27 protein-coding genes are annotated in these 25,999 nt (G+C 35.5%); 20 read left to right on the forward strand and 7 right to left on the reverse strand.

The genetic code is table 11. From position 1 onward, the window contains the following. Positions 1 to 21 precede the first annotated feature (21 nt). From ACFJGY_RS14545 to ACFJGY_RS14610, 14 genes are all read left to right on the forward strand, one after another. Complete coding sequence (locus ACFJGY_RS14545; protein ID WP_379965154.1) at positions 22 to 318, forward strand: 3-oxoacyl-ACP synthase III family protein; 297 nt, start codon at positions 22 to 24, stop codon at positions 316 to 318. Further along, entirely contained in the window at positions 315 to 998 is a 684-nt protein-coding gene (locus ACFJGY_RS14550) for a 3-oxoacyl-ACP synthase III family protein (protein ID WP_379965156.1), read from the forward strand. The genes ACFJGY_RS14545 and ACFJGY_RS14550 overlap by 4 nt, the downstream gene beginning before the upstream one ends. Positions 999 to 1,127: 129 nt before the next feature. After that, on the forward strand, positions 1,128 to 1,952 hold the full coding sequence (locus ACFJGY_RS14555; RefSeq protein WP_379965158.1) for an SDR family oxidoreductase: 825 nt from the start codon (positions 1,128 to 1,130) through the stop codon (positions 1,950 to 1,952). A gap of 318 nt (positions 1,953 to 2,270) precedes the next feature. Continuing rightward, the gene (locus ACFJGY_RS14560) at positions 2,271 to 3,302 is read left to right on the forward strand and encodes a Gfo/Idh/MocA family oxidoreductase (protein ID WP_379965160.1); all 1,032 of its coding nucleotides are present in this window, start codon (positions 2,271 to 2,273) and stop codon (positions 3,300 to 3,302) included. Positions 3,303 to 3,353: 51 nt separating this feature from the next. Further along, a complete protein-coding gene (locus ACFJGY_RS14565) occupies positions 3,354 to 3,596 on the forward strand; it encodes a hypothetical protein (RefSeq protein ID WP_379965162.1) in 243 nt (80 codons plus the stop codon). Beyond that, on the forward strand, positions 3,578 to 3,883 hold the full coding sequence (locus tag ACFJGY_RS14570) for a type II toxin-antitoxin system RelE/ParE family toxin (protein ID WP_379965164.1): 306 nt from the start codon (positions 3,578 to 3,580) through the stop codon (positions 3,881 to 3,883). Before ACFJGY_RS14565 ends, ACFJGY_RS14570 begins: the two co-directional genes overlap by 19 nt. 103 nt (positions 3,884 to 3,986) lie before the next feature. Continuing rightward, positions 3,987 to 4,952 carry a Gfo/Idh/MocA family protein gene (locus ACFJGY_RS14575; RefSeq protein ID WP_379965166.1) on the forward strand — a complete coding sequence of 322 codons (966 nt, stop codon included), beginning with the start codon at positions 3,987 to 3,989 and terminating at the stop codon, positions 4,950 to 4,952. 45 nt (positions 4,953 to 4,997) lie between these two features. Further along, positions 4,998 to 5,771, forward strand: coding sequence for a M23 family metallopeptidase (locus ACFJGY_RS14580; RefSeq protein ID WP_379965168.1), 774 nt, complete (start codon positions 4,998 to 5,000; stop codon positions 5,769 to 5,771). Beyond that, positions 5,771 to 6,385, forward strand: a complete 615-nt coding sequence (locus tag ACFJGY_RS14585; protein ID WP_379965170.1) for a hypothetical protein — start codon at positions 5,771 to 5,773, stop codon at positions 6,383 to 6,385. The genes ACFJGY_RS14580 and ACFJGY_RS14585 overlap by 1 nt, the downstream gene beginning before the upstream one ends. Before the next feature lie 18 nt (positions 6,386 to 6,403). Continuing rightward, complete coding sequence (locus ACFJGY_RS14590; protein WP_379965172.1) at positions 6,404 to 7,066, forward strand: hypothetical protein; 663 nt, start codon at positions 6,404 to 6,406, stop codon at positions 7,064 to 7,066. Further along, positions 7,066 to 8,067: a DNA adenine methylase gene (locus ACFJGY_RS14595; RefSeq protein ID WP_379965174.1), complete on the forward strand. Its 1,002-nt coding sequence runs from the start codon at positions 7,066 to 7,068 to the stop codon at positions 8,065 to 8,067. The genes ACFJGY_RS14590 and ACFJGY_RS14595 overlap by 1 nt, the downstream gene beginning before the upstream one ends. An 89-nt stretch (positions 8,068 to 8,156) precedes the next feature. Then, positions 8,157 to 9,050 (forward strand): 3-hydroxyacyl-CoA dehydrogenase family protein, encoded by an 894-nt coding sequence (locus tag ACFJGY_RS14600; protein ID WP_379965176.1) that lies wholly within the window; start codon positions 8,157 to 8,159, stop codon positions 9,048 to 9,050. A gap of 73 nt (positions 9,051 to 9,123) precedes the next feature. Further along, on the forward strand, positions 9,124 to 10,458 hold the full coding sequence (locus ACFJGY_RS14605; protein ID WP_379965179.1) for a hypothetical protein: 1,335 nt from the start codon (positions 9,124 to 9,126) through the stop codon (positions 10,456 to 10,458). A gap of 79 nt (positions 10,459 to 10,537) precedes the next feature. Further along, positions 10,538 to 10,780: a hypothetical protein gene (locus ACFJGY_RS14610; protein WP_063970596.1), complete on the forward strand. Its 243-nt coding sequence runs from the start codon at positions 10,538 to 10,540 to the stop codon at positions 10,778 to 10,780. Positions 10,781 to 10,831: 51 nt separating this feature from the next. Here ACFJGY_RS14610 and ACFJGY_RS14615 read toward each other — a convergent pair whose 3' ends face one another. Continuing rightward, a complete protein-coding gene (locus tag ACFJGY_RS14615; protein ID WP_379965182.1) occupies positions 10,832 to 11,236 on the reverse strand; it encodes an META domain-containing protein in 405 nt (134 codons plus the stop codon). Between the two features lie 202 nt (positions 11,237 to 11,438). On the opposite strand from ACFJGY_RS14615, the gene ACFJGY_RS14620 reads away from it, so the two are divergent. After that, positions 11,439 to 11,885 (forward strand): KTSC domain-containing protein, encoded by a 447-nt coding sequence (locus tag ACFJGY_RS14620; protein WP_034976906.1) that lies wholly within the window; start codon positions 11,439 to 11,441, stop codon positions 11,883 to 11,885. 223 nt (positions 11,886 to 12,108) lie between these two features. On the opposite strand, the gene ACFJGY_RS14625 is transcribed toward ACFJGY_RS14620, so the two are convergent. From ACFJGY_RS14625 to ACFJGY_RS14640, 4 genes are all read right to left on the reverse strand, one after another. After that, complete coding sequence (locus ACFJGY_RS14625; protein ID WP_379965186.1) at positions 12,109 to 15,327, reverse strand: efflux RND transporter permease subunit; 3,219 nt, start codon at positions 15,325 to 15,327, stop codon at positions 12,109 to 12,111. A gap of 6 nt (positions 15,328 to 15,333) precedes the next feature. Continuing rightward, positions 15,334 to 16,395 carry an efflux RND transporter periplasmic adaptor subunit gene (locus ACFJGY_RS14630; protein WP_379965189.1) on the reverse strand — a complete coding sequence of 354 codons (1,062 nt, stop codon included), beginning with the start codon at positions 16,393 to 16,395 and terminating at the stop codon, positions 15,334 to 15,336. A 56-nt stretch (positions 16,396 to 16,451) separates the two neighbouring features. Beyond that, a complete protein-coding gene (locus ACFJGY_RS14635; RefSeq protein WP_379965192.1) occupies positions 16,452 to 17,795 on the reverse strand; it encodes a TolC family protein in 1,344 nt (447 codons plus the stop codon). Positions 17,796 to 17,916: 121 nt separating this feature from the next. After that, positions 17,917 to 18,510: a TetR/AcrR family transcriptional regulator gene (locus ACFJGY_RS14640; protein ID WP_379965195.1), complete on the reverse strand. Its 594-nt coding sequence runs from the start codon at positions 18,508 to 18,510 to the stop codon at positions 17,917 to 17,919. Positions 18,511 to 18,787: 277 nt separating this feature from the next. Here ACFJGY_RS14640 and ACFJGY_RS14645 point away from each other — a divergent pair, with 277 nt between their 5' ends. Next, positions 18,788 to 19,993 (forward strand): RsmB/NOP family class I SAM-dependent RNA methyltransferase, encoded by a 1,206-nt coding sequence (locus ACFJGY_RS14645; protein WP_379965198.1) that lies wholly within the window; start codon positions 18,788 to 18,790, stop codon positions 19,991 to 19,993. Between the two features lie 186 nt (positions 19,994 to 20,179). On the opposite strand, the gene ACFJGY_RS14650 is transcribed toward ACFJGY_RS14645, so the two are convergent. Next, positions 20,180 to 21,838, reverse strand: a complete 1,659-nt coding sequence (locus ACFJGY_RS14650; RefSeq protein WP_379965201.1) for a T9SS type A sorting domain-containing protein — start codon at positions 21,836 to 21,838, stop codon at positions 20,180 to 20,182. A gap of 130 nt (positions 21,839 to 21,968) precedes the next feature. Between ACFJGY_RS14650 and ACFJGY_RS14655 the strand changes: the two genes are divergently transcribed. Next, complete coding sequence (locus ACFJGY_RS14655; protein ID WP_379965204.1) at positions 21,969 to 23,021, forward strand: NAD(P)/FAD-dependent oxidoreductase; 1,053 nt, start codon at positions 21,969 to 21,971, stop codon at positions 23,019 to 23,021. Between the two features lie 186 nt (positions 23,022 to 23,207). Continuing rightward, on the forward strand, positions 23,208 to 23,540 hold the full coding sequence (locus ACFJGY_RS14660; RefSeq protein ID WP_379970207.1) for a 2Fe-2S iron-sulfur cluster-binding protein: 333 nt from the start codon (positions 23,208 to 23,210) through the stop codon (positions 23,538 to 23,540). A 78-nt stretch (positions 23,541 to 23,618) separates the two neighbouring features. Here ACFJGY_RS14660 and ACFJGY_RS14665 read toward each other — a convergent pair whose 3' ends face one another. Continuing rightward, entirely contained in the window at positions 23,619 to 25,055 is a 1,437-nt protein-coding gene (locus tag ACFJGY_RS14665) for a M20/M25/M40 family metallo-hydrolase (protein WP_379965207.1), read from the reverse strand. Positions 25,056 to 25,180: 125 nt separating this feature from the next. Here ACFJGY_RS14665 and ACFJGY_RS14670 point away from each other — a divergent pair, with 125 nt between their 5' ends. Next, positions 25,181 to 25,720, forward strand: coding sequence for a lipocalin family protein (locus ACFJGY_RS14670; protein WP_379965210.1), 540 nt, complete (start codon positions 25,181 to 25,183; stop codon positions 25,718 to 25,720). Between the two features lie 19 nt (positions 25,721 to 25,739). After that, positions 25,740 to 25,982 (forward strand): hypothetical protein, encoded by a 243-nt coding sequence (locus tag ACFJGY_RS14675; protein WP_379965213.1) that lies wholly within the window; start codon positions 25,740 to 25,742, stop codon positions 25,980 to 25,982. The last annotated feature ends 17 nt before the right edge of the window (positions 25,983 to 25,999 follow it).

The raw sequence follows: 25,999 nt of genomic DNA on the forward strand, positions 1-25,999 counted from the left end.
TTGAATGAAAGAATGAATGTTATGCAGAAAATAAGAGCTTACATTAAAGGAACAGGATCTTACGTTCCGCCAAAAATTTTAAAAAATGAATTTTTCGAAAAAGTAGGATCTTCCGACGAATGGATCTTTAAAAATCTGGGAATCAGAGAACGCCGGATTGCAGAAGGTGAAGTCACCAGCGATTTAGCCTACAAAGCAGGATTAAAAGCCTTGGAAAACACTGATGTAAAGCCAGAAAATATCGATCTGATCATAGTTGCAACTTCGACGCCCGACAGACAAGCACCATCCACAGCATGTTTGTTCAGGAAAAAATGAATGCGCCGCAAGCCGTTGCTTTTGATATTTCGGCAGTTTGTTCAGGTGGACTTTACGGAATTGCGATTGGCTGTCAATTTATAGAAACGGGAATGTACAAGAATGTTTTGGTCATCGGAGCTGATACTTTTTCAACAATTACGGATTGGGAAAGAAAGGATTCGGTTTTCTTTGGAGATGGTGCCGGAGCGATTTTGTTATCTGCAACAACTGAAGACAAAGGCTTTTTTGATTTTAAACTTCACGCAGACGGAACAGGAAAATATCATTTCAATATTCCTGCAGGCGGTTCGGAAATGCCGGCATCAGAAGAAACTTTGAAGCAGAAACTCCATTATTTCCAAATGAACGGAAAGGAAGTTTACGAAACGGCAACACGCGTTTTACCGGAAACGATAGAAGAAATCCTGGAAGCCAACAAAATGACTTCTGACAATGTAGATTGGGTGATTCCGCATCAGCCAAGCATCAGAATTCTTCAGGAAACGGCGAGAAAAACGAATATTCCTTTCGAAAAAGTGATGACGAATATGGATAAGTATGCCAACACATCTGGCGGAACAATCCCAATTGTCCTTGACGAAACTTATAAAAGCGGAAAAGTAAAACCTGGAAACATCTTGCTTTTTGCAGCGGTTGGTTCGGGATGGACTTGGGGAACTGCACTTTATAAAGCTTAATTTTATCGCAAAGTCACAAGATTTTAAAATATAAATTTAGAAAAGTCGCAAAGTTTTCATTTGCGACTTTTAAACAAAATTCAAATAAAAAAATAGCGCCTTTGCGTTAATATATAACACTTGGAAATTATGTTAGAAAATCAAACTTTCCTCATTACCGGAATTGCAGATGAAAATTCTTTGGCAATGAAAACCGCTGAAAAAATACTTGAAAACAATGGAAAAGTCGTTTGTACCGGTTTAGGTGTAACGCCTTTTCACAATGATCTTTCCGAAAAAGCAGCAGGATTTTTGAATAAAAACTATGAAGATTTTGAGTCGGCTTGTAAGAAAGTTTTAGGAAACGACGTTTATACAGCACCTCTGGATGTGACGCTTCCGGAAAGTTTAAAGTTCCTTGCTGAGGATTTAAAGAATAAAAATATTCAGTTGAATGGATTTCTTCACGCCATCGCAATGGACAAAACCATTCGAAATAAATCTGTAAAACCAATGTTGGAAGTCACAGCTGAAGAATTCAATGATACGATGAATGTTTCTGCATTTTCATTGATTTCACTTTGTCACGCTTTATTGTCCAATGATGTTTTGCAAAGAGGTTCTTCGATTGTCTCATTAAGTTATATCGCAGCGGAAAAAGTATCGTTTTTCCCTTATATCAATATGAGTATTGCGAAAGCAGCGCTTGAAAGGCTGACGATAGAAATGGCTTATGAATTGGGGAAAGAATACGGAATTCGTGCGAACGCAATCAGATTTTCGCCTTATATGGGAAGCAAAGCCGGAAACGCCACTTTGAAAGTTGAAGATGTGGAAAGAGCTGACAGAATCAGTCCGCTTGGAAATGCTTTGCCTGAAGATTTGGCTCACGAGATTGTACATCTTTTCCGAAAAGAAACAAGAATTACGGGCGAAATTCGACACGTGGATGGCGGTTTCCATATTATGGGATAGTTCTGTGTTGGAGAGCTTTTGAGTTGGAGTGTTTGAGTGTCTCAGAGTTTTGAAGGTTTTCGACTTCGCTCAGACTAACAAATCTAATACTAACAGTTTATTTTAAGCGATGTCCGGCTGAGGCTCTCGAAGCCTTTTCTAAATTAAAGTTCAATAACAAATATATCGCAGATTAGGCTGATTTGACAAATTATTTTTTTTAGAGAAATCTATGTCATTTGCTAAATCTGCGAGATATTTAAATTATGATTCAAGTTGCAAGTTTTGTGGCTTGAATTTTTATTTGGTTAAATTGCATCATCAAAATTATTTTAATTTATGAGAAAAATAAAAACGGCTTTATTGGCTTACGGCGGATCCGGGAAATTATTTCACGCCCCATTTTTTGAAGTTCATGAAGGATTTGAATTATTAGGCGCTTATGAACGAAGCAAAAAATTAATTCAGCATGATTATCCGGAGGTAAAAAGCTTTGACTCTCTGGAAGAAGTTTTGGAAAGTGATGCCGAATTAATCATAGTAAATACACCAATCGATACCCATTTTGAATTGACAAAAAAAGTTCTCGAAGCCGGAAAAAACGCTTTGGTTGAAAAAGCTTTTACAACGACTTCCGAGGAAGCTGAAGAACTTCATAAACTCGCTAAAGAGAAAAAACTGAAACTCTGTGTTTATCAAAACCGACGATACGACAGTGATTTCCGGACAGTGAAAAAGGTATTAGATGAGGATTATCTTGGCGAAATCGTAGAAGCTGAAATCCGTTTTGAAAGATATAATCCTGAATTGAGCCCTAAAGCGTGGAAAGAAAACGGAAATCCCGGCGCCAGTATTTTGATGGATCTCGGTTCACATATTATCGATCAGGCTTTGACTTTATTTGGTTATCCTGAAAAGGTTTTTGGAGACATCAGAAGGACGAGAAAGAATACGCAGATTGATGATTATTTTGATATTCTGCTTTATTATTCTGACAAACGAGTAAGACTGAAATCCAGTTATTTCGTCAAAGAACCAACGCCAGCCTATGTTCTTCACGGCAAGAAAGGAAGTTTTCTGAAACACCGAGGCGACATTCAGGAAGATGAATTGAAACTCGACAAAGTTCCCAACCGTGAAAATTGGGGAACAGAATCGGAAGAGAAAACCGGACTCTTAGTTTACAATGACAGAGTTGTGAATTTTCCGACTTTTCAAGGGAATTATCTTAATTTTTGCGATGACCTTTATGATGCGATTGTGAACGACAAGAAAGTTCCTGTGACTGCAAAACAAGCTTATCATACGATGAAAGTGATTGAAGCGGCGAAGGAAAGTTCGGAGAAAGGCGAATTGATATCTTTAGACTGAAAACATTTATGTTTTTAATTTTTTTGTAAATTTGATATAAATAATTTCAAAATGAGTTCAGCCGAATTACAATTAAAATTAGATGTTATCAATAAAATAACCGAATTGAAAGAAATTCGAGTTATACGAGAAATCAAGAAACTGTTGGATTTTGAACTGGATGAAGACGTTTTCGTATTATCAAAACAGCAAGAAAACAGAATTGCAGAAGCGAGAAAAGAATATGCAAGTGGAGAAATATCTAGCAATGAAGAAGTAAACAAAGAGATTGATCAATGGCTAAACGAAAAATAGTCTGGATTAATTCTGCAAAACTTGAACTTAAAGAAATTCTAATTTATTGGACTAAGAAAACCAAATCAAAAGCTTATAGCAAAAAGCTCAGTATATTAATTACCGAAGCTATCAATCTATTATCTCAACATCCAAAAATTGGCAGAACAACAAATGATGAAAACACCAGAATCAGTATCGTTCGTAATTATTTGATTTTCTACGAAGTAACTGAAACGCAGTTAATCATTTTATCAATTTGGGATGCAAGAAGAGATGAAAATGAAACAGACTTCGACTACATTTAAAAATATTTAAAATGATAAGACTCAGAAAGTTTAAAATTTCCGGGTCTTTTTTTATGTCGGTTGGTGATAATTCTTAAATTTACGTCTTTAAGAAAATTAAGCTATGATAAAAGCCGGACTTGTGGGCGCGGGACATTTGGGGAAAATCCATTTGCGATTACTGAATCAATCTGAGAAATACGAACTTGTTGGTTTCCACGATAAAGACGCAGAAAACGGGCGAAAACTGGAAGCGGAATTTGGGTATAAATATTTTGAAAGTTTCGAAGCTTTGCTCGACGAAATCGAAATGCTGGACATCGTGACACCAACGGTTTATCATTACGATTATGCGATAAAAGCTATCGAAAAAGGAATTCATTTTTTTATTGAAAAACCAGTCACTCAGACCTTGCAGCAGGCGGAAGAAATTCTTTACAAATGCAGAGAATTTGGCATCAAAGCGCAGGTTGGACACGTTGAAAGATACAATCCAGCGTTTATTGGTGCGAAAGATTATATTAAAAATCCTATGTTTATTGAGATTCACAGACTGGCGGAATTCAATCCTCGAGGAACTGATGTTTCTGTGGTTTTGGATCTGATGATTCACGATCTTGATATTTTGTTGAGTCTGGTTAAGTCCAAAGTAAAACTGATCCACGCAAGCGGCGTTTCCGTTGTGAGCAAAACGCCGGACATCTGCAATGCCAGAATTGAGTTCGAAAATGGGTGTGTTGCGAATTTGACGACGTCCAGAATATCTATGAAAGCTATGAGAAAATCGAGATTTTTCCAGCAGGACGCCTATGTTTCTATTGATTTCTTAGACAAAAAATCGGAAGTGATCCGTATGAAGCCGGCGCCTGAAAACCCGTCTGACTTTGATATGATTATCGAAAATTCTGAAGGCGAAAAAAACCAGATTATTTTTGAATATCCGAATATTCAGCCGAACAATGCAATCTTGGACGAGCTGGAAAGTTTTGCCAGCGCGATAGAAAATGATTTACCGGTTCAGGTTTCTTTGGAAGACGGAACCGAGGCTTTGAAAGTTGCGTTGGAAATTATGAGGTTGATACAGAAATAAATGATGAAATATTTTATAATCGTATTTATCTTTTTTTCCACTTTAATGTATTGTCAGGAAGATTTAGATATTACCATAGAAAAAGAAAAAGTTAATGGTGAGTTTATCTTGTACATTACAAACAATGAAGTAGCTCCGGTAAGTGTAGAATTCACATTTGAATCTAAAAACATGGAATCGTCGGTTCCAAATTCAACTATAAAAATAATTCCCGCAAACACAAAAAAGGCATTTTTTGCCAAATTTTCTCCAATAGAAAAGTTTGAACCCTACAGCTTTAGCTATAAAAATTATTATGTTCTTGGTGATATTAATATTTCAAAAGCCGATGAAATTACTTATTGGCTGCCTTATGAAAAGGATAAGACGGAGAGTATATATCAAGGGTATAATGGAAATTTTTCTCATCAAAATACTTATTCATTAGATTTTAGTCATAAATTAAATTCAAAAGTGACTGCTGCAAGAGGCGGAAAAGTAATTTTTGTAAAAACAGATTCTGACAGATCGTGCTTTACAAAAGATTGTGCTCAATTTAATAATAAAATTATTATTTTACATTCTGACCAAACTCTGGGGGAATATGTTCATCTCAAGAAAAACGGTTCAGCTGTAAAAAAAGGTGATACTGTGGAGCAAGGCCAACTAATTGGTTATAGTGGAAATACCGGCTGGAGCAAAGGTCCACATCTTCATTTTTCAGTTTTCACTAACAAAATGAATGGAAAAAGAACTTATTATAAAACCAAATTCCGGGTTAAAGAAAGTCCTGACGCAATCTACTTACAAGAGAAAAATAAATATACACGAAATTATTAATGGATGTTTCAACCTTAGAATCAGAACTCAAAAAACGTCTTGATTTTCCCTACAATTGGGGAAGAAAGCAGTCTGATGATTGGGATCGAAAAACGAAATTCATTTATCAAACTCACGATTTTGAAACTCTGGAAAACCAATGCAAGGATTTTGACGACGGTTTGAGGAATTATGCTTTCAACCGCTGGCTGAATTTTTGGTCGGCAAAAGTGGTTGAGTCTATTTTTGTTTTTAATCCTTTGGTTGAAAAAGAAGAAAATCAGTTTTCGAAAACGGTTGATTTTTATATTTCCGGAATTCCGTTTGATCATAAAAGCAGTGTTTTTCCGAGGCAATTTGGAAAAAGTTTTGATTATTCCGTTAACCATAAAAAAGAATTGATTGAATGGCTTTACCAAAATCAAAGTCAGGAAGGGCGCAAGCATAACACTAATCGGTTATTCATTATTTTTTACAATGAGCAAAATGGCGAACATTGGAAACTGAAAGCTGAACTAGCACTAATCAAAGAAAAAATCACAGATTATCTTGACAATTTTTCTGAGGACAATTTAGTTTCCTTAAATTTGGAATCTTGTGAGATTTTGTCTGATGTTATTTGGGTTAAAATTTAAGTTTAATACATCTAAGAAATGAGCAATCCTTTTAATCAAAATACAACTTCATATCACGATTGGGAAGTTTTAAAAGATCTATCCTGGCATTGTGTAAAATGTGAATTACAGTCTGGTCAAGCGAAAACTTGGCAAATTTGGAGACAAAAAGGAATTCAATTAGATGTTGATGAGAGAGAACGTTATGACAAAAGAATATTTTGTAGCAAATGCAATCTTAAAACAGTTCATAGAAAATTAAAATCTTTAATAATTCTTGAGGAAACTAAATTGCGATCAGGAATACCTCCCAAATTAGCAACAAAAATAAAAGATGTTTATAGCTTGCAAGAAGCTTTTTATTTAAGAATATTTCCATCGAAAGAATTAGAAGTTGATCACAAATTTCCTCAAATTAGGTGGAATAAAAATGAAAAAAAATATTCAGATTCAATTTCAGATTCAGAAATAAAATCAAAATTTGTTCTTTTAAGTCGTTCAAATAATCTTTTGAAATCAAGATATTGCGAAAGATGTTTTAAAACAAACCTAAGAGGAACTTTTCCCGGTATTAATTATTGGTATGAAGGTAACGAAAAGTGGAACGGAGAGAATCAGTATGATGAAAAAGGATGTATTGGATGTTTTTGGTATGATCCATACAAATGGAGGGAAGAATTGAACAAAAGAATAAAATATTAATGAACTATATAGGATCAAAAAATAAACTTTCAAGTTTTATAAAAAACACCGTTTATGAAGTTGTGGACAAAGATCTTTCCAACAAAACATTTTGCGATCTCTTTGCAGGAACCGGAATTGTTGGCAGAAATTTCAAAGCGGAAACTAAAAAAGTCATCAGCAACGATTTTGAATTTTACAGCTACGTTCTCAATAGAAATTATATCGGAAATCATCAAGAACTCGACTATGAGAATTTGATTAAAGAATTAAATTTAATTGAAGGAAAATCTGGTTTTATCTCCGAAGAATATTCTGAAAACGGGAAATCCGACAGACTTTATTTCTCGGAAGAAAACGGAAAGAAAACAGATGCTGTCCGGCAAAAAATTGAAGAATGGAAAGTATCAGGAAAGATTAATGAAGATCAATATTATTTTTTACTTTGTTCACTTTTGGAAGCGGCTGATAAAGTTGCAAACACAGCATCGGTTTATGGTGCTTACTTGAAACAAATCAAAAAATCGGCTCAGAAAAAACTGGAAATTATTCCTTCAGTTTTTGAAATCACAAAGAACTCACACGCGGTTTATAATGAAGATTCCAATTCTTTAATCAAGAAAATAGAAGGTGACATTCTGTATCTGGATCCGCCTTACAACGCCCGTCAATACGGCGCCAATTATCATCTTCTGAACACGATTGCAGAATACGACCACTTTTCTCCAAAAGGGAAAACGGGACTTAGAGATTATCAAAAATCAAAATATTGCAGTAAGCCGGAAGTCCTGAAAACCTTCCAAGACCTCATCAAAAATGCGAAATTCCGGCATATTTTCCTCAGTTATAATAATGAAGGACTGATGGCAGAAAACGACATTAAAAATATACTTTCCAAATTCGGGAAATATGATATATTTACAACCGAGTATCAGCGTTTCCGGGCAGATAAGGAAGAGAATAGAAATCACAAAGCTTCGGGGACGACGGAATATCTTTATTATCTTGAGAACACTTATTAGAAGTTTGAGAGTTTAGAAATTGGTTTGATAAAAATTGAAATAAATATGAAACCGAAAGGTTTGTGAATTCTTATAAAAAAATAAAAATTATGAACAAAAACATCGTTGTAATAGGAGCCGGAACTATGGGAAACGGAATTGCCCATACTTTTGCCCAAAGTGGCTTTGCCGTGAATCTGGTAGATGTGAAACCGGAAAATCTGGACAGAGCACTTAAAACGATTACCACAAATCTGGACAGAATCATCGCTAAAGGGAATCTGACAGAGGAACAAAAAACCGAAACACTTGGCAACATCAAAACGTTTACAGAACTGAAAGATGCCGTTTCCAACGCTGACCTCATTGTAGAAGCTGCAACGGAAAATCTGGATCTTAAGCTGAAAATATTTGCGCAGATGGATGAGCTTTCGCCCGAAAACTGCATCCTGGCAACCAACACTTCTTCTATTTCGATTACTAAAATTGCTTCGGTAACAAAACGTCCGGAAAAAGTAATCGGAATGCATTTTATGAATCCGGTTCCGATTATGAAACTGGTTGAGATCATCAAAGGCTATTCAACGTCGAAAGAAACTTTTGATACGATTTTCGAAATGTCAAAAACTCTGGGAAAAGTGCCTGTGGAAGTGAATGATTATCCAGGATTTGTAGCCAACAGAATCCTGATGCCAATGATCAACGAATCTATCGAAACGCTTTATAACGGCGTTGCAGGTGTGGAAGAAATCGACACGGTGATGAAACTTGGGATGGCGCATCCAATGGGACCTTTGCAGCTGGCAGATTTTATCGGACTGGATGTTTGTCTGGCAATACTAAACGTGATGTACGATGGTTTCAAGAATCCGAAATATGCACCAAATCCGTTACTTGTAAATATGGTAATGGCTGGCAAAAAAGGGGTGAAATCCGGTGAAGGCTTCTACGATTATTCTGAAAGTAAAAAAGCGGAAAAGGTTGCAAAACAGTTTTTGAAATAATTTTCCGGGAATAGCGAACTACAATTTTTTAACTTTGTCATTATTGATTTGACAAAGTTTTTTATTTTATATAATGATATCCATAAAACTAACTCCGAAATACGAGAAAATCCTTCAGTTTTTTCTGATTGTTATTACTTATGTGATGATAATTCTCAGATTTCTGCTGAACGAAAAAGGACGCACAAGCCCCGATTCTATAAGATATTTTCGGCAGGCAGATGTCTTTCCAATCATTGATAATACAAATGCGCCACTCGGATATCCTTTGTTTATTAAGTTTTTTACTTTTTTTGGAATTGATGAATTTTGGAGCAGTAAAGTGGTTGGAATCCTGGCTTACAGTTTTATTCTTTTTTTTGCTTACAGAAAACGGTTTTTCTTCAAGGAATTGTTGATCACTTCTGCACTTTTCAGTTTTGTGAGTATCTTTTCCTACACGATGAGTGAGGCTTTGACACTTCCTTTTATAGTTTTGTTTTTCTTTGCATCACATCGGATTTTGAAAAATAAAATTTCTTACCAAAAAGGAATTTTTTATTTGAGTTTATCATTAATTCTTTTGATTAATATCCGTTACAGTGTTTTGTTTCTATGTTTTGGATGTATTATATTTGGGTTGATCAATTTCCGTAAATTCTATTGGAAAAGCTTTGTTATTTCCGGGATGATTAGTATTATATTTTATGGATTGTACAAAGTTTTGTTCATCGATTATTTTAATGAAAATTATATCAATCAATTTTTAGAAATTGGTATGAAACCAACCTCTACTCTATTGATTGAGTTGTTTCAGGGATTGGCTACGACCTTTGATCCTTTTGTTCACATCGCAGATCCAAATGGTGGAATCATTAATTACGGAATCTACGGAATAGGTGTTTTGATGATCATCGCAATAGTCTTTCTTTTCATTAAAAGCAGACTTTCTGCAACGGAAAAATTTATACTGACAGTGTCTTTAGTTGGTATTATTTGCTCCTATTTTATTCAGTATGTTTATTCGGTTAATGCAATTGATTATCGGTTATTAGCCCCTTTTTCCATTGGAATCTGGCTTGTGTTCTTCAGGAAATTATTTCAGATCTTTGACAGTCTGGTTTATTCCATTGCATTTTTAAGTGTGATGACGGGATTTATATTCACTTGGTTATCAAAAGGTTATTATCTGGAAAACAGAAAGATAATTTCCGAATATCTGGAGAAAGAAAATCTGAAAGATAAACCGTTGAAATTTTATCTAAATGCTGAGATTAATCCTGAGCACATTCAAATAGCTGAGCTAATAAGTACTGTAAATCCGAAAGTTTATCTTACTTCTCAACCGAAAGATACCTTGCAGAGGAACGTTTTGACCAAGTATAAAGTAGAAAGCAAAATCCGTATCAAAAAAAATAATTATCAATAATAAATTTCGGGAATTTTTCTATCTTTGAACCATAGAGTGATAGTCACAAATGCTCTGATTTATTTTAAAATTTTATATTATGAAATTACCTAAGTTTTTATTAGCCGACAATTCTGAATTTCCAGAAGATCTTTTTGTAGTTCACACAGAATATCCTCGTTTTATCCTTAACGTAGAAGAAGAGGATGTAGAATGGCTGGATGATTTGGAAGGAGACGATGAAGAAACTGTAGCAAACGAGGCTACGAAAGTTGTGGAAGAAGCCTTCAAATGGTGTGATGAAGAACTTGCAAAATACGACGACGAGGAAGACGAAGAATAATAAAAAAGGAACTCAAAACTGAGTTCCTTTTTTTATGCTTTTAAATTTAGTTTACTGTTGTTTGTTAAACTTCAGCAATAACAGATTGTCTTTGTAAAGTTCCAGAGTATTTTCTGTCACCACATACTTGTTGACTTCCTGCAGAACGCTGATATAACTTGTTTCCGTTGTCATATTATTGCACATTTTTCTTGTAGAACCAATGTTTTTTGCAGAAAAATTACCTGCGGAAGTATCGATGACAGCATCCGAAAAATAATTGTTGCAGCCTGCATTTCCGGAGATTCTGTTTTGTTCTATGATAAGTGTTGGCTTGTTTGTGATATCATCTGCCAAAACCCATTGTGTGCCTGTAACTGGTGCCTGATTTTTACCGACTTTGGAAGCATTCCCAACTCTGCTTGTACAAGATGCAAATGATAGAACTAATATAGTGGTATAAAAAATATTTTTCATGCGATATAGATTACTAGCCAAAGATAAGATTTTCTTTTTAACATAATCTATTATCTCAACAAAAAAGGTAATCCAGAAACGGTATTAAAATGCCAATCAAATTAATAATGAATTAGTTACGATTTTTTAATTTTAAAAGCTTAATTTTGCACCCCGAAAATAGGAATAGAATACGACCTTAATAAATCAATAAAACCTACTTATGAAAAGAATTGGTGAACACAGAAAACTTCTTGGAGTTGACAAAACTGCAACTCTTAAAGATTTGAAAACCATTTACAGAAACACAATGAAGGATACGCATCCGGATAAATTTGTAAATGATGAGGCCGGAAAACTGGAAGCTGAAGATAAAAGTAAATCCGTAATCGAAGCTTATCACTTTTTGGTAAGCATCCACGAAGAAACACAAGAAAAATATAAAGAAGAATATACGGAAACGATCACAACGTCTATCATTACGGATTTCTATCTTGAAAAATCGATTTTGAAAGTTCAGCATTTGAACGGGAAAATGTTCGAATACATTGGTGTTCCAAGAAATATTTATATCAAAATGGTAAACTCAGATTCGCCAAGCCGTTTTGCAAGAAGACACATCTATGGAAATTTCATCTACAGAAAGTCCGGCGAGGTAATGGCAGATTAATTTTTTTCGACATACAATATGAAGGCTTTCAGATTTTTCTGGAAGTTTTTTTGCTTAATTTTCAAATTTATAGATAGGTTTTCAACTTTTGAAATAGTTGCACTCCTACGGAGCGCTCAATATGCTTAATGCTCAATATTACAATCATATTACTCCTCTGGAGCATAAAAAAACTGCATCAATAAAAAATTGATGCGGTTTCAGTATTAAATAATTGATTTTATTAATCTATGTGTTTCGGCGTATAACCGTCTTCACTCAGTTCTTTATGTTCATAATCGGCTTTTATTTCAGCTTCATAATCGATTTTTTGTCCCATACTTGTTCCAAATAACCTGTTAAATAATCTGCTGAAGAATCTTATTGCGGATTCCATTAGAGAATAAACCACCGGTACGATAATCAAAGTCAGGAATAATGATGATGTCAGACCACCGATAATTACCCAAGCCAGACCGTTGTTCATCTCCGCTCCTGCTCCTTTTGCAATCGCAATCGGGATCATCCCGAAGATCATCGCAATCGTTGTCATCAAAATCGGACGAAGACGCGCGTGATTTGCCTGAACCAAAGCGTCGTGCGTGTTAGCGCCTGCTGCTTTTCTCATATTGGCAAAATCGACAATCATAATCGCATTCTTCGCGACGAGACCAATCAACATAATCATACCAAGCATGGTAAAGATATTCAAAGAATTTCCTGTCAAAGCTAGAATTACCATTACCCCGATCAATGCCAGAGGAATTGAGAATAATACCACAAACGGGTAAACAAAACTGTCGTAAAGCGAAACCATTACCAGATAAACCAATACAATGGCCGCCAACAAAGCAATTCCTAATGTACCGAAACCTTCCGTCTGGTTTTCCATATCGCCACTCCAGATGTAGTTGACACCGGCTGGTTTTATTTTTTCGTTGTCCATAAACTGTGCAGACCATTCGTTTGCAACATCTCCTACCGGACGACCTACCACTTTTGATTTTACTTTTACAGAAGGCGATTTGTCTCTACGTTCCAGCAAACTAGGTCCGGAACTCATATCAACATTTGCAAACTGGCTCAATCTGATCTGCTCACCATTATTATTGGTAAACATCAGGTTTCTTACATCATCAATAGATTTTCTGTTGTTATCGGCGAAACGGATATTGATGTCATATTCATATTCTCCGGCTCTGTATTTTCCGTCTGTATTCCCGTTGAATGCCGTCTGCATCGCCTGTCCCACGCTTGAAAGATTCAGTCCTAAAGTTGCCATTTTATCGCGATCGATATTAACTCTTACTTCCGGATTTCCTGTATCGGTTGACAATTCTGCATCTACAGAACCAGGAACTTTTTTAAGCAAGCCTAAGATTCTTGTTGCTTCTTTGGTTGCTGTTGCATTATCCGGTGCAGTCACCACCATTTCGATTGGTGCATTGTCTGCTCCCATCAATCCGATTGGCGCCGTTTTGAACTCAACTCCGGTGAATTTTTCTGCTAATTCTCTTTTGAATTTTGCAGCGAGGATATCTGTACTTTCCGTTCTTTCAGATTTGTCAATTAGATTAACCTGAACCTCTGACTGATAAACAGTTGCCTGTGAAGCTCCAAAACCAGACGATTGCTGACCAACCGTTGTAATCAGATCAACAACGGACTTGTTTTCTCGAAGGTATTTTTCAACCTCTAGCGTTACCTGATTGGTTTTCTCAACCGTTGCATCTTTTGGTAATTCTATCTGAACGAGGAACTGTCCACGGTCCATCTTCGGGAAGAATTCTCCTCCGATAAATCCGAAGGCAACCAGCATAAATGAAGAAATCAAAATGATGAAGGTTACAACAACAGTCATTACTCTTCTTAATGTCGATTTAAGTGTCCATTCCAAAATTCCTGTGATCCAATGTGTGAACTTATCCAATTGTCTCTCGAACCAAAGAATGAATTTTTCGAATGGATTTTTCCCGGTTAAGTGTACCAACTTTCCAAATCTTGAAGATAACCAAGGAATAATTGTAAATGATGCCAATAATGAGAACATCGTTGCAATAACCACAGTCACACAGAATTGTGCTAGAATATCGGCAACCAACCCGGAACTCATCGCAATTGGTAAGAATACCACTACAATTACCAATGTAATTGCCGAAACGGTAAATCCAATTTCTGATGCTCCGTCATAAGCCGCACGGATCCTGCTTTTCCCCATCTCCATATGTCGGTAAACGTTCTCCAATACAACGATCGCATCATCCACCAAAATACCTACAACTAACGAAAGTCCTAATAAACTCATTAAGTTCAGCGTGTATCCCATCAAGTACATCCCGATCACTGTTGCAATCAACGATACCGGAATCGAAACCATTACGATAAATGCATTTCGGATATTATGAAGGAACAACAGCATTACAACTGCTACCAGTATCACCGCAAGGAATAAGTCAAAAATAACGTGATCCGCTGCTTCCAAAGTAAAGTCGGTACTGTCATCTACAATTTTTATTTTCAGACCCTGAACCTTGTAATTGCTTACAACCTGATCTACAGTTTTCTGTACACTCTCCGAAACAGCTACTGCATTGGCATCAGACTGTTTTTTTACCTGCATCAAAATCGTTGGATTCTGATTGAATCTTGCTATTTTTTCTACATCTTTCTGTGTATCAAAAACCGTTGCAACATCAGAAAGTCTGATCTGTGCGCCATTTTTTGAAGATACCACAAGATTGTTCATTTCCTGGATCGATTTGTACTTCCCGGAAAGTCTGATTGTAGACTTGTTTGTTCTGGATTTCAAGCTACCAGTCGGGAAATCTAAGTTTGATGTTAGAATTGCCTGCTGGACATCTCCAATAGAAAGTCCGTAACCCTGCAATTTCTTATCATCAATACTCACCTGAATCTCTCTTTCCTGTCCACCAACAAGATCAACCTGAGCAACACCGTTGACACGGGAAAAGATCGGTTCAATCTTTTTATCCAATAAGTCGTAAAGCTCTTTATTATTAAGCTTATCACTTGAAAAACTCATCGTCATAATCGGAAGATCATCTAACGAGAATTTGTTAAGTGAAGGTGCATCTACATCATCAGGAAGATCTCCCAAAATGGCGTTTACTTTACGCTGGGCATCATTCAAAGCGTAGTTTACATCCGCACCGGTATTCAGCTGAATCATAATTACGGAAAGACTTTCGTAAGAAGATGATTCTACTTTTTTCACGTTTTCCAAAGAACCAACGGCATCTTCGATTTTTCTGGTTACCGAAGTTTCTACCTCACTGGGCGAAGCTCCCGGATAAACCGTAGAAATCGTCACCATATTGGTTTCAAATTTCGGAATCAATTCGTACCCCATCATAGAGTAACTCAACAAACCACCTAATGTGAGTATCGTAAACAGTACGATAACCAGCGATGGTCTTTTAATGGATATTTCTGCTAACTTCATATAACTCTACTTTACGATATTGATTTTTGAACCATTGTCCAGGTTGATCTGTCCACTTATAATCACTTGTTCTCCACCATTCAGCCCGCTGATGATCTGAACTTTGTCGCCGTAAACTTTCCCGGTTTTCACAGTAATCAGTTTTGCAGTTCCGTTGCTCACGATGAATAATTGACCAGAACTTACACCATTTACAAAAGCTTCTGCAGGCACTGTCAGCATATTCTGAGTTTCTGCACCGTGATTGGTTTTAAAGACAGCTGTTGCGTACATACCGGCTTTCAGGTTTCCTTTGTTCTGAACTTCGATTTCAACCGGGAAGTTGAGAGAAGCATCACTTTTCGGAGCGATGAAAGTAATTCTGCCGGTAATTGATTCCCCGGACAACGCATTGACATTGATTGCTACTTCCTGACCAATCTGGATTCTTCCAACCTGGCTTTCATCAACCAAAACAGATAATTTAAGCGTGTTGATATTAACAATTTCGAACAATGAAGTTCCCGTTGTAACAACTGCGCCCGGCTCCACCATCTTTTTGTTGATTGTTCCGCTGATACCTGCACGAACACTTGTATCGTTAATTTTCACACCCTGAGCTCTTAATGCAGACTGGGCATTTTTAAGCTGTAATCTGGAATTATCCAATTGTTGTTTCGTAACGCCTCCTGTTTTGAAGGCATTTTCATAACGTTGATTATCAATGATCGCATTCTGCAAATTATTCTGAGCCTGAGTTACATCAACTTCGATAGCATCTCTTTTGATGGTTGCCAGCACTTGTCCTGCGCTTACTCTGGAGCCTTCTTTTACGAAAACGCTTACTACTCGTCCTGCAATATCAGCAGACTGATTGGTTTCCTGTTTCGGGATGAAAGTTCCGTTTGCAGTATAATCTGTATCAATATTTTCTCTGCCAGCGGTGATTACATTCACATTGATCTTGTCAACCTGCTTTGCAACTTCTTTTACCTCTGTTTCCTGCTTCTTCTTGTTGTCGGCAATCTTGTAGGCAGCTAACCCGATAAGAACAGCCGCGACGATGATATATATTAAAGTTTTTTTCATTTGATAAAATTTATTTTTTAATGACAAATGGAACCTAAAAAGATTTCATTTTTAGTTTATTTTAGATAAGTTTTAAGTTCTCCTTTTGATTTATAATACTGTACTTCTGCAATCTTATAATCCAGAATAGCGGTTGTGTAGTTGTTCTTAGCTTCCACCAAAGAGTTTTCTGCGTCCAACAGATCTGTAAGTGTTGCCAATCCGTATTGATAATTACTTTTTGTATCGGCTAGTACACTTTCTGCCAGTTCAACATTTGCTTTTTGATTTTCAATGGATGATAAGCTGTTTTCAATTTGAGATTTAGCATTTTGGTAGGCTTGATCCAATTCAAGTTTTTTGTCCTTGAGGTCAACTTCAAGTTTATCAATCTCAATTTGGTTTTGCTGCACTTTTGCTTTGGTTGCAAATCCGTTGAAAATTGGGATATTAACACCTAAACCAATCGCAGAATAATCTGACCAGTACACACCACTCGATTTACCATTAGTCAAAGGGAATTTTGGACCCAATCCTTGCCAGTTGTAATTGGCGGTCAAATTAACTGTTGGATAATATTTTGCTTCCGTAGCTTTTTTCTGATATTCAAGAAGTTCTTTATTTTTTAATAAAACTTTCACTTCCGTTCTGTTATCCGTAGTTATCGTATTTTCCAAAAGATGCGGCGTTACTTCCATATCTTCCTGCACAAGCTGAATCTTAGTTTCTATCGGCATTCCCATGTAAAACTTAAGCGCATTTTCTGCCTGTGCAATTCCGTTATTACTTTGTTTGATGCTGGTTTGGATATTTGTGAGATTTACATTCGTTCTGTCCAAATCAATTTTTTTAGACAATCCGTTTTCGAACAGACTTTTGATCACATTTCTTACTTTTTCTGTACTTGCATAGCTGCTTTCCAAAGTATTTTTCTTCTCCTGTGTTGTAAAAACCTGGAAATAAGCATTTGAAACCCTTTCGATGATCATCTCATCCGTAAGATCTGCATTCAACTGATAGAATTCTTTTGTTGACTTCGCTGCTTTTAAACCAACAAAAACCTGCTGATCAAAAATAGCCTGACTTAACTGAACACCTGCTCCCGCAATCCATTTTTGTCCAAATGCAACCATTTGGATTTGGCTAGGACCGCCACTAATTTGTCCAACATCTAGCGCACTCTGTTGTAAAATTGGATTGTAAGTAATATTTGCAGTTCCATTAATTTTAGGAAGAGCACCAGCTTTCGCTTCTAAAATTTTAGCATCTGCATTTGTGATATCCAGTTTTGCCTTCAGCGCATCGGACTTGTTCTGCAAAGCATACTCTATGGCTTGTTTCAGGGTAATGGTCTGCTGAGAATACAATAAAGATCCCGTAACAGTCAAAATCCCTAAAGCCAGTTTTCTCCACTTTATCATTTTGTTGTTAATCATAGTTTAATTACTTCATTAAAATTTTTATAGTTCTTTTATTTTTTTTATCTACTCTAAGTGACGCTCCAGTTTTATAAATACTTTAAAATTTCTTAATTATTTTTAATTATTTCTTAAAAAGCATATTTAGTATAATTTCTTTCCGATCAGAGATCAGCCTGTCAAATTCTTGATCATTGATCATCATATTTTCCATTATAAGTGGTCTTACTGCACTTGGAAATATAAGAAGGGATATCATATTGAAGATGAACTGGATTGGTTCCATTTTCTCTACATTTCCAAGTTCCATTTCTTTTTCAATATCCTGGAAAAGCTTTTTGAGATCGTCTTCTTCCACGTCTTTTTTATGACAATTCCCTTTATTGATTTGTGAAACGATATATGTTTCCAAGTATGGATATTGTAAACTAGTCTGCAGACTCCCTTCGATAAACTTGGATATTTTGGCTTTAAAATCAAGTTCGGATCTCATGATGATCTCAGACTTTTCTTTTTCCACTTTATGAGCTTCATCAAAAACAATCTGGATCAAATTATCCCGTGAACGAAAATAATAATTGATAAGAGTTCTGTTAACGCCCGCTTCATCCGCTATTTCTTGCGTTGTAGCATCAAATTTTCCTTGGACAAAAAATAAATTCTTGGTCGTTTCTTTGATCAATTCCTGTGTTTGGTCTTTTTTATCTTGTTTTGACATTTTTGTTAAACAATTTTGTGCAAATTTATATCAATCATTTGTTTTGACAAAATTGTTAAACAAAATAATTAAACATTTTTGATGAAATTAATACAAAATTAACATTAGCTAATATCAACGAGCTTTGCTTATGGCAAGATTTGTAAGAAAAAAAATTAAATTAAAATCATTAACTTTGCAGATTGAAACACAGTTACTTTCATTGAAAATCAATCACTGAATTAATTTGTAAAACTCACATTCTCAAATAGTAAATCATAACATTTTATCATAATTAATGGAACTTATACACCGCAATCTTTTAATCGGAATTCATGACTGTCTTCAGGAAACCTTTTTCGAAGACAGAAAATACGCTGACAAGGTTATAGAAAGACTTTTAAAAGCTCATAGAAAATGGGGCAGCGAAGACCGAAGAGTAGTTTCGGAAATTTTCTACAACATTATCCGTTGGAAAAAACGTCTGGAATATTATATGGGCGAAAGTGTAAAGCCAACCAATGTTTATAAAATGATCATTGCGTACTTGCTTTGGAGCAAAACGCATTACAAAAAATTCGAGGAGTTTGACGGTATCAAAGTCGCTGACATCCTTACAAAACTAAAAAAAGGAACCGTTCCGACAAAAGCAATAGAACATTCGATCCCGGATTGGTTAGCCGAAACACTTGAGAAAGAATTAGGCAAAAACTGGGAAAGAGAGATGGTGGCACTTAACGAGCAGGCGCCAACTGTTTTGCGTGCAAATACTTTAAAAACAACACCAAGGGAACTGATCGCAGATTTGAGTGATGAAAACGTAGAAGCCTTTACAATCAAGAATTATCCGGACGCTATCCAATTGGCAGAAAAGAAAAATGTATTCTTAACAAGTGCTTTCAAAGACGGATTTTTCGAAGTTCAGGATGCAAGTTCTCAAAAAATCGGGGAATTACTGGATGTACAGGAAGGAATGCGCGTTGTAGATGCTTGCGCCGGCGCTGGCGGAAAAACTCTGCACCTGGCTGCTTTGATGAAGAACAAAGGTCAGATCATCGCACTTGACATCTACGAATGGAAACTTGCAGAACTGAAAAGACGTGCTAAAAGAGCAGGAGCCCACAATATTGAAACGAGAATGATCTCTGACAACAAAGTCATCAAAAGACTTCATGGTACAGCAGACAGATTATTAATAGATTCCCCTTGTTCAGGCCTCGGTGTTTTGAAAAGAAATCCGGATTCCAAATGGAAAATAGATCAGGCTTTTATAGACAGGATCAAAGGAGAGCAGCAGCAGATTCTTCAAGATTATTCTAAGATTCTTAAAAAAGGAGGACAAATGATCTATGCTACTTGTTCTATCCTTCCTTCAGAAAATAATGAGCAGGTAAGTACATTCCTTGAAAATAATACAGATTTTACACTTATAAAAGATCAAAAAATAATGCCGAGTGAAGGGTATGATGGTTTTTATATGGCGCTCATCAAACGTAATGCATAAAAAAATTCCTGAGAGATAATAAATATTCTCAGGAATCAAAAAACACAAATGATGAAAGTCCAAAACTAAAGCAAACCAAAAAATAAAATCTTATCATTTGATAAGATTTTATCCAAAATAATTTTTGAGCATAAATAAAAGCGATCCCAAATTGAGGTCGCTTTTATTATTAATTATGTTATGCTTTTAATTCTTTATAAACTTAGAATTAATAACATTTTTATCTGCATATATTTTTATTAGATACAATCCCTTAGTAAGTTCAGAAACTCTAATATTCTTTTCATTTCCAGAATTTGATTTCAAAAGCTTTCCGCTTGTATCAAAAATTTCAATTTTAGAGATTTTCTGTTCTGTTTGAATATTAAGGATATCAGAAGTTGGGTTAGGATAGATTCTAAAATTTATTAGATTGGATGAATCTGTAAATAGATTTTCATTCGCAAAAGTAGCAATATACATTTTAGGGTTACTATCATTACTAAGTGGAATGTTCAAAAAATTATTCTTGTTCGTATTTCCTAAACAATTGAACTTGTCTACACTTATCATATCTATAAGGTTATAATAATAAGTGTTTTGATTATTAGGTGGTGATTGATCTATTGATTTAAAAAATTTTAAATTACCATTGCTATCAATTTTAGTAATAACTCTATCATCTTCTAAAGTGTTAAAAATATATTCAGTATTATTATAAGTAACTTTCTCTTTAAAACCAAAATAGCCATAAATATTTTTCTCTTCATCTAAACCGATATTAGTATAAAAACCTAAAGACAAACCTTTTGAGGATTGAATATCCTTTTCCCATTCAACACTACCGTTCAAATCAATTTTTGCAATTAGTCCGGCATAGTTTGTATTATAATGGTTATCAATTTTGATTCCTCCCATTCCTAAAAACTGACTATCCTTGTTCGTTGTTAAATAGTTTCCATTCAAGACTATTTTTTCGCCATCAAACTTAGCATCATTAATCCAACTGTATGATGGAACATCAGAATTTACAGGATAAAAATTCTTACCAAATAAAATATTTCCTTCAACATCAAACTTTAACATTATACTATTAAAGCCATCGGTATTTAAAGATATATTCAGGTTTCCCACAGAAAATAAATTATCAGAAGTGCCAGCTACTGGCTCTGTAAATACATAGAGATTATTACTATTATCAAATGTTGGAACAAATTGAAATTGAGTTAAATTGAAATCATCTTTCACGTATATTTCATTTCCTGTCTGGCCGTTTAATTTTATTAGAGAAAAATTCTTTGCCGTATTAGTAATTGATAGAGCTGTACCATACAGATAAACATCATTATTATTATCTACGCATACGCCAGCACTAAATGCTTGATAATTTTTCTTCCAAACCAATTTCCCATCCTTATTAATTTTTAAAAGCATTTGAAAATTATCGTAAAAATAAACAGTTGTTCCAAATGCATCTACAAAATATGGATTCAAGCCATTCGGTCTACAAAGAACATATATATTATCGTCTTTATCTACTGCCGCAAAATCTTGGGATGAATTTTGCATATTTAGTTTTTGTGCAGCATAAACTATGGTTGTCCATTTTGGTAAGCCGTTGGAACCTATCCTAGAGATATAATATCTGTCCTCTGCAACGTTGGAAAAACCAAAATATTCAGAAACACCTATACTTAGTGTTGATAGAAACAATTCATTCTTAGAAGAATTAAGGTGGTGGATATAGCTTTGGTTGAAATTACCACTTGTACTAGTAGGTTGAATTAATCTCGTATTTATTAAATCACCTTGAGCATACAATTGTAAAGAGAGTAACGATAAAAAAAGGAATAAATATGTTTTCATTTAATTAATTTTTCACAAATATAAACTTATATGAAGTCTACACAAAATGAAATCTCTAACTAATATCATACTTTAGAACCATTCTAAAATCAGATTTAATCCGTAAATTTGCCACTCCAAAATTTTATAAATGTTTGAAACAGATATCATTATAATAGGTGCTGGTCCTACCGGACTTTTTACAGTTTTCGAAGCCGGATTACTGAAACTCAGATGCCATCTTATCGATGCTCTTCCCCAGCCCGGCGGACAATTGACAGAGCTTTATCCTAAAAAACCGATCTTCGATATTCCTGGATTTCCAAGTGTGGATGCAGGTATTTTAGTGGATAATCTGATGGAGCAGATCAAACAATTTGAACCCCAGTTTTCTCTTGCCCAAAAAGCGTTAAGCTATGAAAAGACAGAAGACGGACAATTCATAGTAACAACAAGCCGAGGCGTAAAAGTTAAAGGAAAAGCCATCGCAATTGCCGGCGGTTTAGGAAGTTTTGATCCGAGAAAACCGGAGTTGGAAAACATCGCAAAATTTGAGGAAAATGGTGTTGAATATTTTGTGAGAGACCCGGAAATGTTCCGTGATAAAAAAATCGTGATTGCCGGCGGTGGAGATTCTGCTCTGGACTGGTCCGTTTTTCTTGCAGATGTTGCATCCGATGTAACATTGATTCACAGAAGAAATGAATTCCGTGGTGCACTTGATTCTGTAGAAAAAGTGACTGAACTGAAACATCAGGGAAGAATTAATCTGATTACACCTGCAGAAGTGACAGGACTGATTGGTGATGATAAAATAACTGCCATTGAAATCGAGAAAAACGGCGAAAAATCTATCTTAGAAACGGATTATCTGATTCCACTTTTTGGGCTGACTCCTAAGTTAGGACCTTTGGCAGATTGGGGATTGGAAATTGAGAAAAATGCGATTAAAGTAAATAATGCATTAGATTACCAAACGAACATCGAAGGCATCTACGCAATCGGCGATGTTAACACTTATCCGGGAAAATTAAAGCTGATTCTTTGTGGTTTCCACGAAGCAACATTGATGGTTCAAAGTGTTTACAACAGAATGAATCCCGGGAAAAAATTCGTGTTGAAATATACAACGGTAAGCGGCGTTGACGGTTTCGACGGAACCAGAAAAGAAGCAGAAAAAGCAGTCGTGAAATCTATTGATTAGAACTTAGATTTTTAGAAGTTAGAGATTAATTTTTTATCTCTAAATTTCATTTATAATATTAAAAGGGGATTTACAATCCTCTTTTTTGTGCATTTTTTGAAACGATGAATCAAAATCTAAATTCTAAAATCTTATTTGATTACGCCGAACCTTTGGTTTCTAAATTCTACTTACTATCTTTGCAGTATGTCAGACGTTAATATTACAATCATAGACAGAGAAGGCGCTTCTCACACCATTCCTGCTCCAACAGATATGGCGATGAGCCTGATGGAAATTGTCCGTGCCTACGAATTAGCTCCAGAAGGAACCATCGGCATCTGCGGCGGAATGGCGATGTGCGCTTCCTGCCAATGTTATGTTTTGAGCGAGAATGTTCCTCTTCCGGAAATGCTTCCTGATGAAGAAGCAATGCTGGATGAAGCTTATAATGTGAAACCTAACAGCCGTTTGGGATGCCAGATTCCTGTAACCGAAGAATTGGAAGGACTTATTGTAGAGCTTGCACCGGAAGCTTAATTATTAACTAATTATAAAAAATAAAGCGAGAACAGATTAATTATGTTCTCGCTTTTTCTATATTCAAAATCTAATTTCTTATTCTAAAATAAATTTCTTTGTGATTACTTTTCCTGATTTAGTTTTGAAAACTGCAAGATAAAATCCATTATTCAGTTTATTAAGATCTATTTTTCCGAAAGGTAAAATACTTTGCGTTTCCAATAATTGTCTTCCGCTTGTATCAATGATTGTCAGATTTTCAATCGATTCTTTTCCTAATTTATAATTAAGGTTTTTATCTTTTACATAGATTTCTACAGAACTGGTATTTGCAGTTTCCGATGTTGCTAAAATAGAACCTTTTGCCGTTTCCAGAATGAATTCCAGGCCGAGTTTCGCAAACTTCGCAGCGTGGGTTGCACTATTTCCCATATTGGAAAGTTTATCACTCGTGGTATGAATATTCGGATTGTATTGAGTGAAAGAAGCTTCAAAAGGAAAGGCCGCCTCGTAACCATTTTCTGCCCAGCTGTAATGATCGGAACATCCATAATTACAAATCGTATTACCATAAGTGAAAACATGGCTGCCCGTTTTATTGTAATGTTCCATTAATTCAATTAAAAAAAGATTGAGATCATTGCTGTTATAAGGATCTGTCGTGAGGTAAACATCTTTTGTAGATCCTTTATAATTGGTCATATCAAACTGCACAAAAGAAACCACATTTTTATTAGCAAGAGCGTAATCCTGAGCAATCTCAGACGAACCGACCAATCCTATTTCCTCTGCCGCAAACGCCATAAACTCTACTGTTTTTGCAGGTTTATAATTGATATTGAGAAGAACTCTTATCATTTCTGAAATAGTAGCAATTCCAGAGGCATCGTCGTCCGCTCCGGGTGCATTATTCGTATTATTGGTAATTGAATCCATATGAGCTCCAACGATGATAAAATCTGTTGGTGCAGTCGTTCCGTTGATTGTAAAAACCAAAGAAGGCATTGGGGTTCCGACGTGGTTTTCAATTCTTACGGAAACATCTGTTCTGCCGGAAGCGGTGATAAGGTTCTGCCATTTTGTTTTAAGATCCTGAACTGCAGTCTGAGCTTTCGCAGTGGTATGATGACGCGTCCCGTAATTTTCCAGAACCTGAATATGAGCTTTGATATTATCTGCGCTCACTTTTGCAATGGCAGAAGCAACAGCCGCATTCTGATCGATTGTAAAAGCCAGAACTTTGTTGGATTTTTTAGTTTTATTAATGGCTGATAACGCCTCTTCCTTGGAAGATTTATAAACATAACCAGGACCGTGAGTGACTACGTTATGATGAAGAAACTCGGCGGCATTTTTTGTAAGAAAAATAGCAGATTGATTTCCGGATACGCCGACAATTTCAATTTCTTGCGGGAATCTTGCTTTTAATTCCTTTGCGTTTTCAGAATCTGTGGTTGCATAGAATTTATCCGACTGTGCAAAAGCCTGACTGAACAAAACAAGGGAAAGTACAGAAAGTAATTTTTGTTTCATAGGTTAATTTTTCAACTTTTATTAATGTAAAAATAATCAAATTATATTATTAATTCTGACTTCTAAATATTTAACAAAGCAGATGGAATTATTTTTGAATTGAGTAAAGCCAAATTAGATCTAATATGAAAAAAACGTTTATAAAAATTGCCGTTCCGGTTTCTTTAGGAATTTTAGGATTACTCCTTTTTAATTCTTGTTCCGCAGGAATTCCTGAGGGTGCAAATGCCATCACAAATTTTGAACCCGAAAGATATCTTGGAAAATGGTATGAGATTGCCAGATTTGATTATAGATTTGAGAAAAATATGAATCAGGTAACGGCAACATATTCCAAAAATCCGGATGGGACTATCAAGGTTAATAACAAAGGTTACGATTACGAAGAAAAAGGATGGAAAGAAAGCGTTGGAGAAGCAAAATTCGTAAACTCTGAAAATGAGGCCAGATTAAAAGTTTCTTTCTTCAAGCCATTCTGGTCCGGATATAATGTGATCGACCTGGATGAAAACTACAAATATGCTTTGGTTGCAGGAAAAGATCTGGACTATCTGTGGATTCTTTCGCGTGAAAAAACAATTCCGGAGAATATAAAAACCCGTTTTCTCGAGAAAGCAAAATCGATTGGCTACGATACTTCCAAACTGATTTGGGTGGAACAGTAATTAGCTGTCCGTTTTTTAATTGACAGTTGATGAAGAAAATGTCAAAAGAAGCACAAACGTCTATCTAGCCCCGATGGCAACGGCATCCTTTTTTGTTATTGCGGGGAAAAATGCAGACGGATTACCCTGCGTCATTCGCAATGACGAAAAAGATATAGTGAACAGCGGGTGGAAAAGTGAAAAGAGGCTGAAAGTGGATGCTCCTAAAATCCTGATAGAAAATTTATATTTTGGTTACAAAATTGATATAGTAAAGTTATAAATCTCGAATTAAACTAA

Origin of the sequence: Epilithonimonas sp. UC225_85 (assembly GCF_042695135.1) — a bacterium.
GTDB lineage: Bacteria > Bacteroidota > Bacteroidia > Flavobacteriales > Weeksellaceae > Epilithonimonas.

Excerpts from the sequence above, each read along its gene's own strand:
- ACFJGY_RS14545 (WP_379965154.1), top strand. The coding sequence starts at position 22 with ATGCAGAAAATAAGAGCTTACATTAAAGGAACAGGATCTTACGTTCCG.
- ACFJGY_RS14550 (WP_379965156.1), top strand. The coding sequence starts at position 315 with ATGAATGCGCCGCAAGCCGTTGCTTTTGATATTTCGGCAGTTTGTTCA.
- ACFJGY_RS14555 (WP_379965158.1), top strand. The coding sequence starts at position 1,128 with ATGTTAGAAAATCAAACTTTCCTCATTACCGGAATTGCAGATGAAAAT.
- ACFJGY_RS14560 (WP_379965160.1), top strand. The coding sequence starts at position 2,271 with ATGAGAAAAATAAAAACGGCTTTATTGGCTTACGGCGGATCCGGGAAA.
- ACFJGY_RS14565 (WP_379965162.1), top strand. The coding sequence starts at position 3,354 with ATGAGTTCAGCCGAATTACAATTAAAATTAGATGTTATCAATAAAATA.
- ACFJGY_RS14570 (WP_379965164.1), top strand. The coding sequence starts at position 3,578 with ATGGCTAAACGAAAAATAGTCTGGATTAATTCTGCAAAACTTGAACTT.
- ACFJGY_RS14575 (WP_379965166.1), top strand. The coding sequence starts at position 3,987 with ATGATAAAAGCCGGACTTGTGGGCGCGGGACATTTGGGGAAAATCCAT.
- ACFJGY_RS14580 (WP_379965168.1), top strand. The coding sequence starts at position 4,998 with ATGTATTGTCAGGAAGATTTAGATATTACCATAGAAAAAGAAAAAGTT.
- ACFJGY_RS14585 (WP_379965170.1), top strand. The coding sequence starts at position 5,771 with ATGGATGTTTCAACCTTAGAATCAGAACTCAAAAAACGTCTTGATTTT.
- ACFJGY_RS14590 (WP_379965172.1), top strand. The coding sequence starts at position 6,404 with ATGAGCAATCCTTTTAATCAAAATACAACTTCATATCACGATTGGGAA.
- ACFJGY_RS14595 (WP_379965174.1), top strand. The coding sequence starts at position 7,066 with ATGAACTATATAGGATCAAAAAATAAACTTTCAAGTTTTATAAAAAAC.
- ACFJGY_RS14600 (WP_379965176.1), top strand. The coding sequence starts at position 8,157 with ATGAACAAAAACATCGTTGTAATAGGAGCCGGAACTATGGGAAACGGA.
- ACFJGY_RS14605 (WP_379965179.1), top strand. The coding sequence starts at position 9,124 with ATGATATCCATAAAACTAACTCCGAAATACGAGAAAATCCTTCAGTTT.
- ACFJGY_RS14610 (WP_063970596.1), top strand. The coding sequence starts at position 10,538 with ATGAAATTACCTAAGTTTTTATTAGCCGACAATTCTGAATTTCCAGAA.
- ACFJGY_RS14615 (WP_379965182.1), bottom strand. The coding sequence starts at position 11,236 with ATGAAAAATATTTTTTATACCACTATATTAGTTCTATCATTTGCATCT.
- ACFJGY_RS14620 (WP_034976906.1), top strand. The coding sequence starts at position 11,439 with ATGAAAAGAATTGGTGAACACAGAAAACTTCTTGGAGTTGACAAAACT.
- ACFJGY_RS14625 (WP_379965186.1), bottom strand. The coding sequence starts at position 15,327 with ATGAAGTTAGCAGAAATATCCATTAAAAGACCATCGCTGGTTATCGTA.
- ACFJGY_RS14630 (WP_379965189.1), bottom strand. The coding sequence starts at position 16,395 with ATGAAAAAAACTTTAATATATATCATCGTCGCGGCTGTTCTTATCGGG.
- ACFJGY_RS14635 (WP_379965192.1), bottom strand. The coding sequence starts at position 17,795 with ATGATAAAGTGGAGAAAACTGGCTTTAGGGATTTTGACTGTTACGGGA.
- ACFJGY_RS14640 (WP_379965195.1), bottom strand. The coding sequence starts at position 18,510 with ATGTCAAAACAAGATAAAAAAGACCAAACACAGGAATTGATCAAAGAA.
- ACFJGY_RS14645 (WP_379965198.1), top strand. The coding sequence starts at position 18,788 with ATGGAACTTATACACCGCAATCTTTTAATCGGAATTCATGACTGTCTT.
- ACFJGY_RS14650 (WP_379965201.1), bottom strand. The coding sequence starts at position 21,838 with ATGAAAACATATTTATTCCTTTTTTTATCGTTACTCTCTTTACAATTG.
- ACFJGY_RS14655 (WP_379965204.1), top strand. The coding sequence starts at position 21,969 with ATGTTTGAAACAGATATCATTATAATAGGTGCTGGTCCTACCGGACTT.
- ACFJGY_RS14660 (WP_379970207.1), top strand. The coding sequence starts at position 23,208 with ATGTCAGACGTTAATATTACAATCATAGACAGAGAAGGCGCTTCTCAC.
- ACFJGY_RS14665 (WP_379965207.1), bottom strand. The coding sequence starts at position 25,055 with ATGAAACAAAAATTACTTTCTGTACTTTCCCTTGTTTTGTTCAGTCAG.
- ACFJGY_RS14670 (WP_379965210.1), top strand. The coding sequence starts at position 25,181 with ATGAAAAAAACGTTTATAAAAATTGCCGTTCCGGTTTCTTTAGGAATT.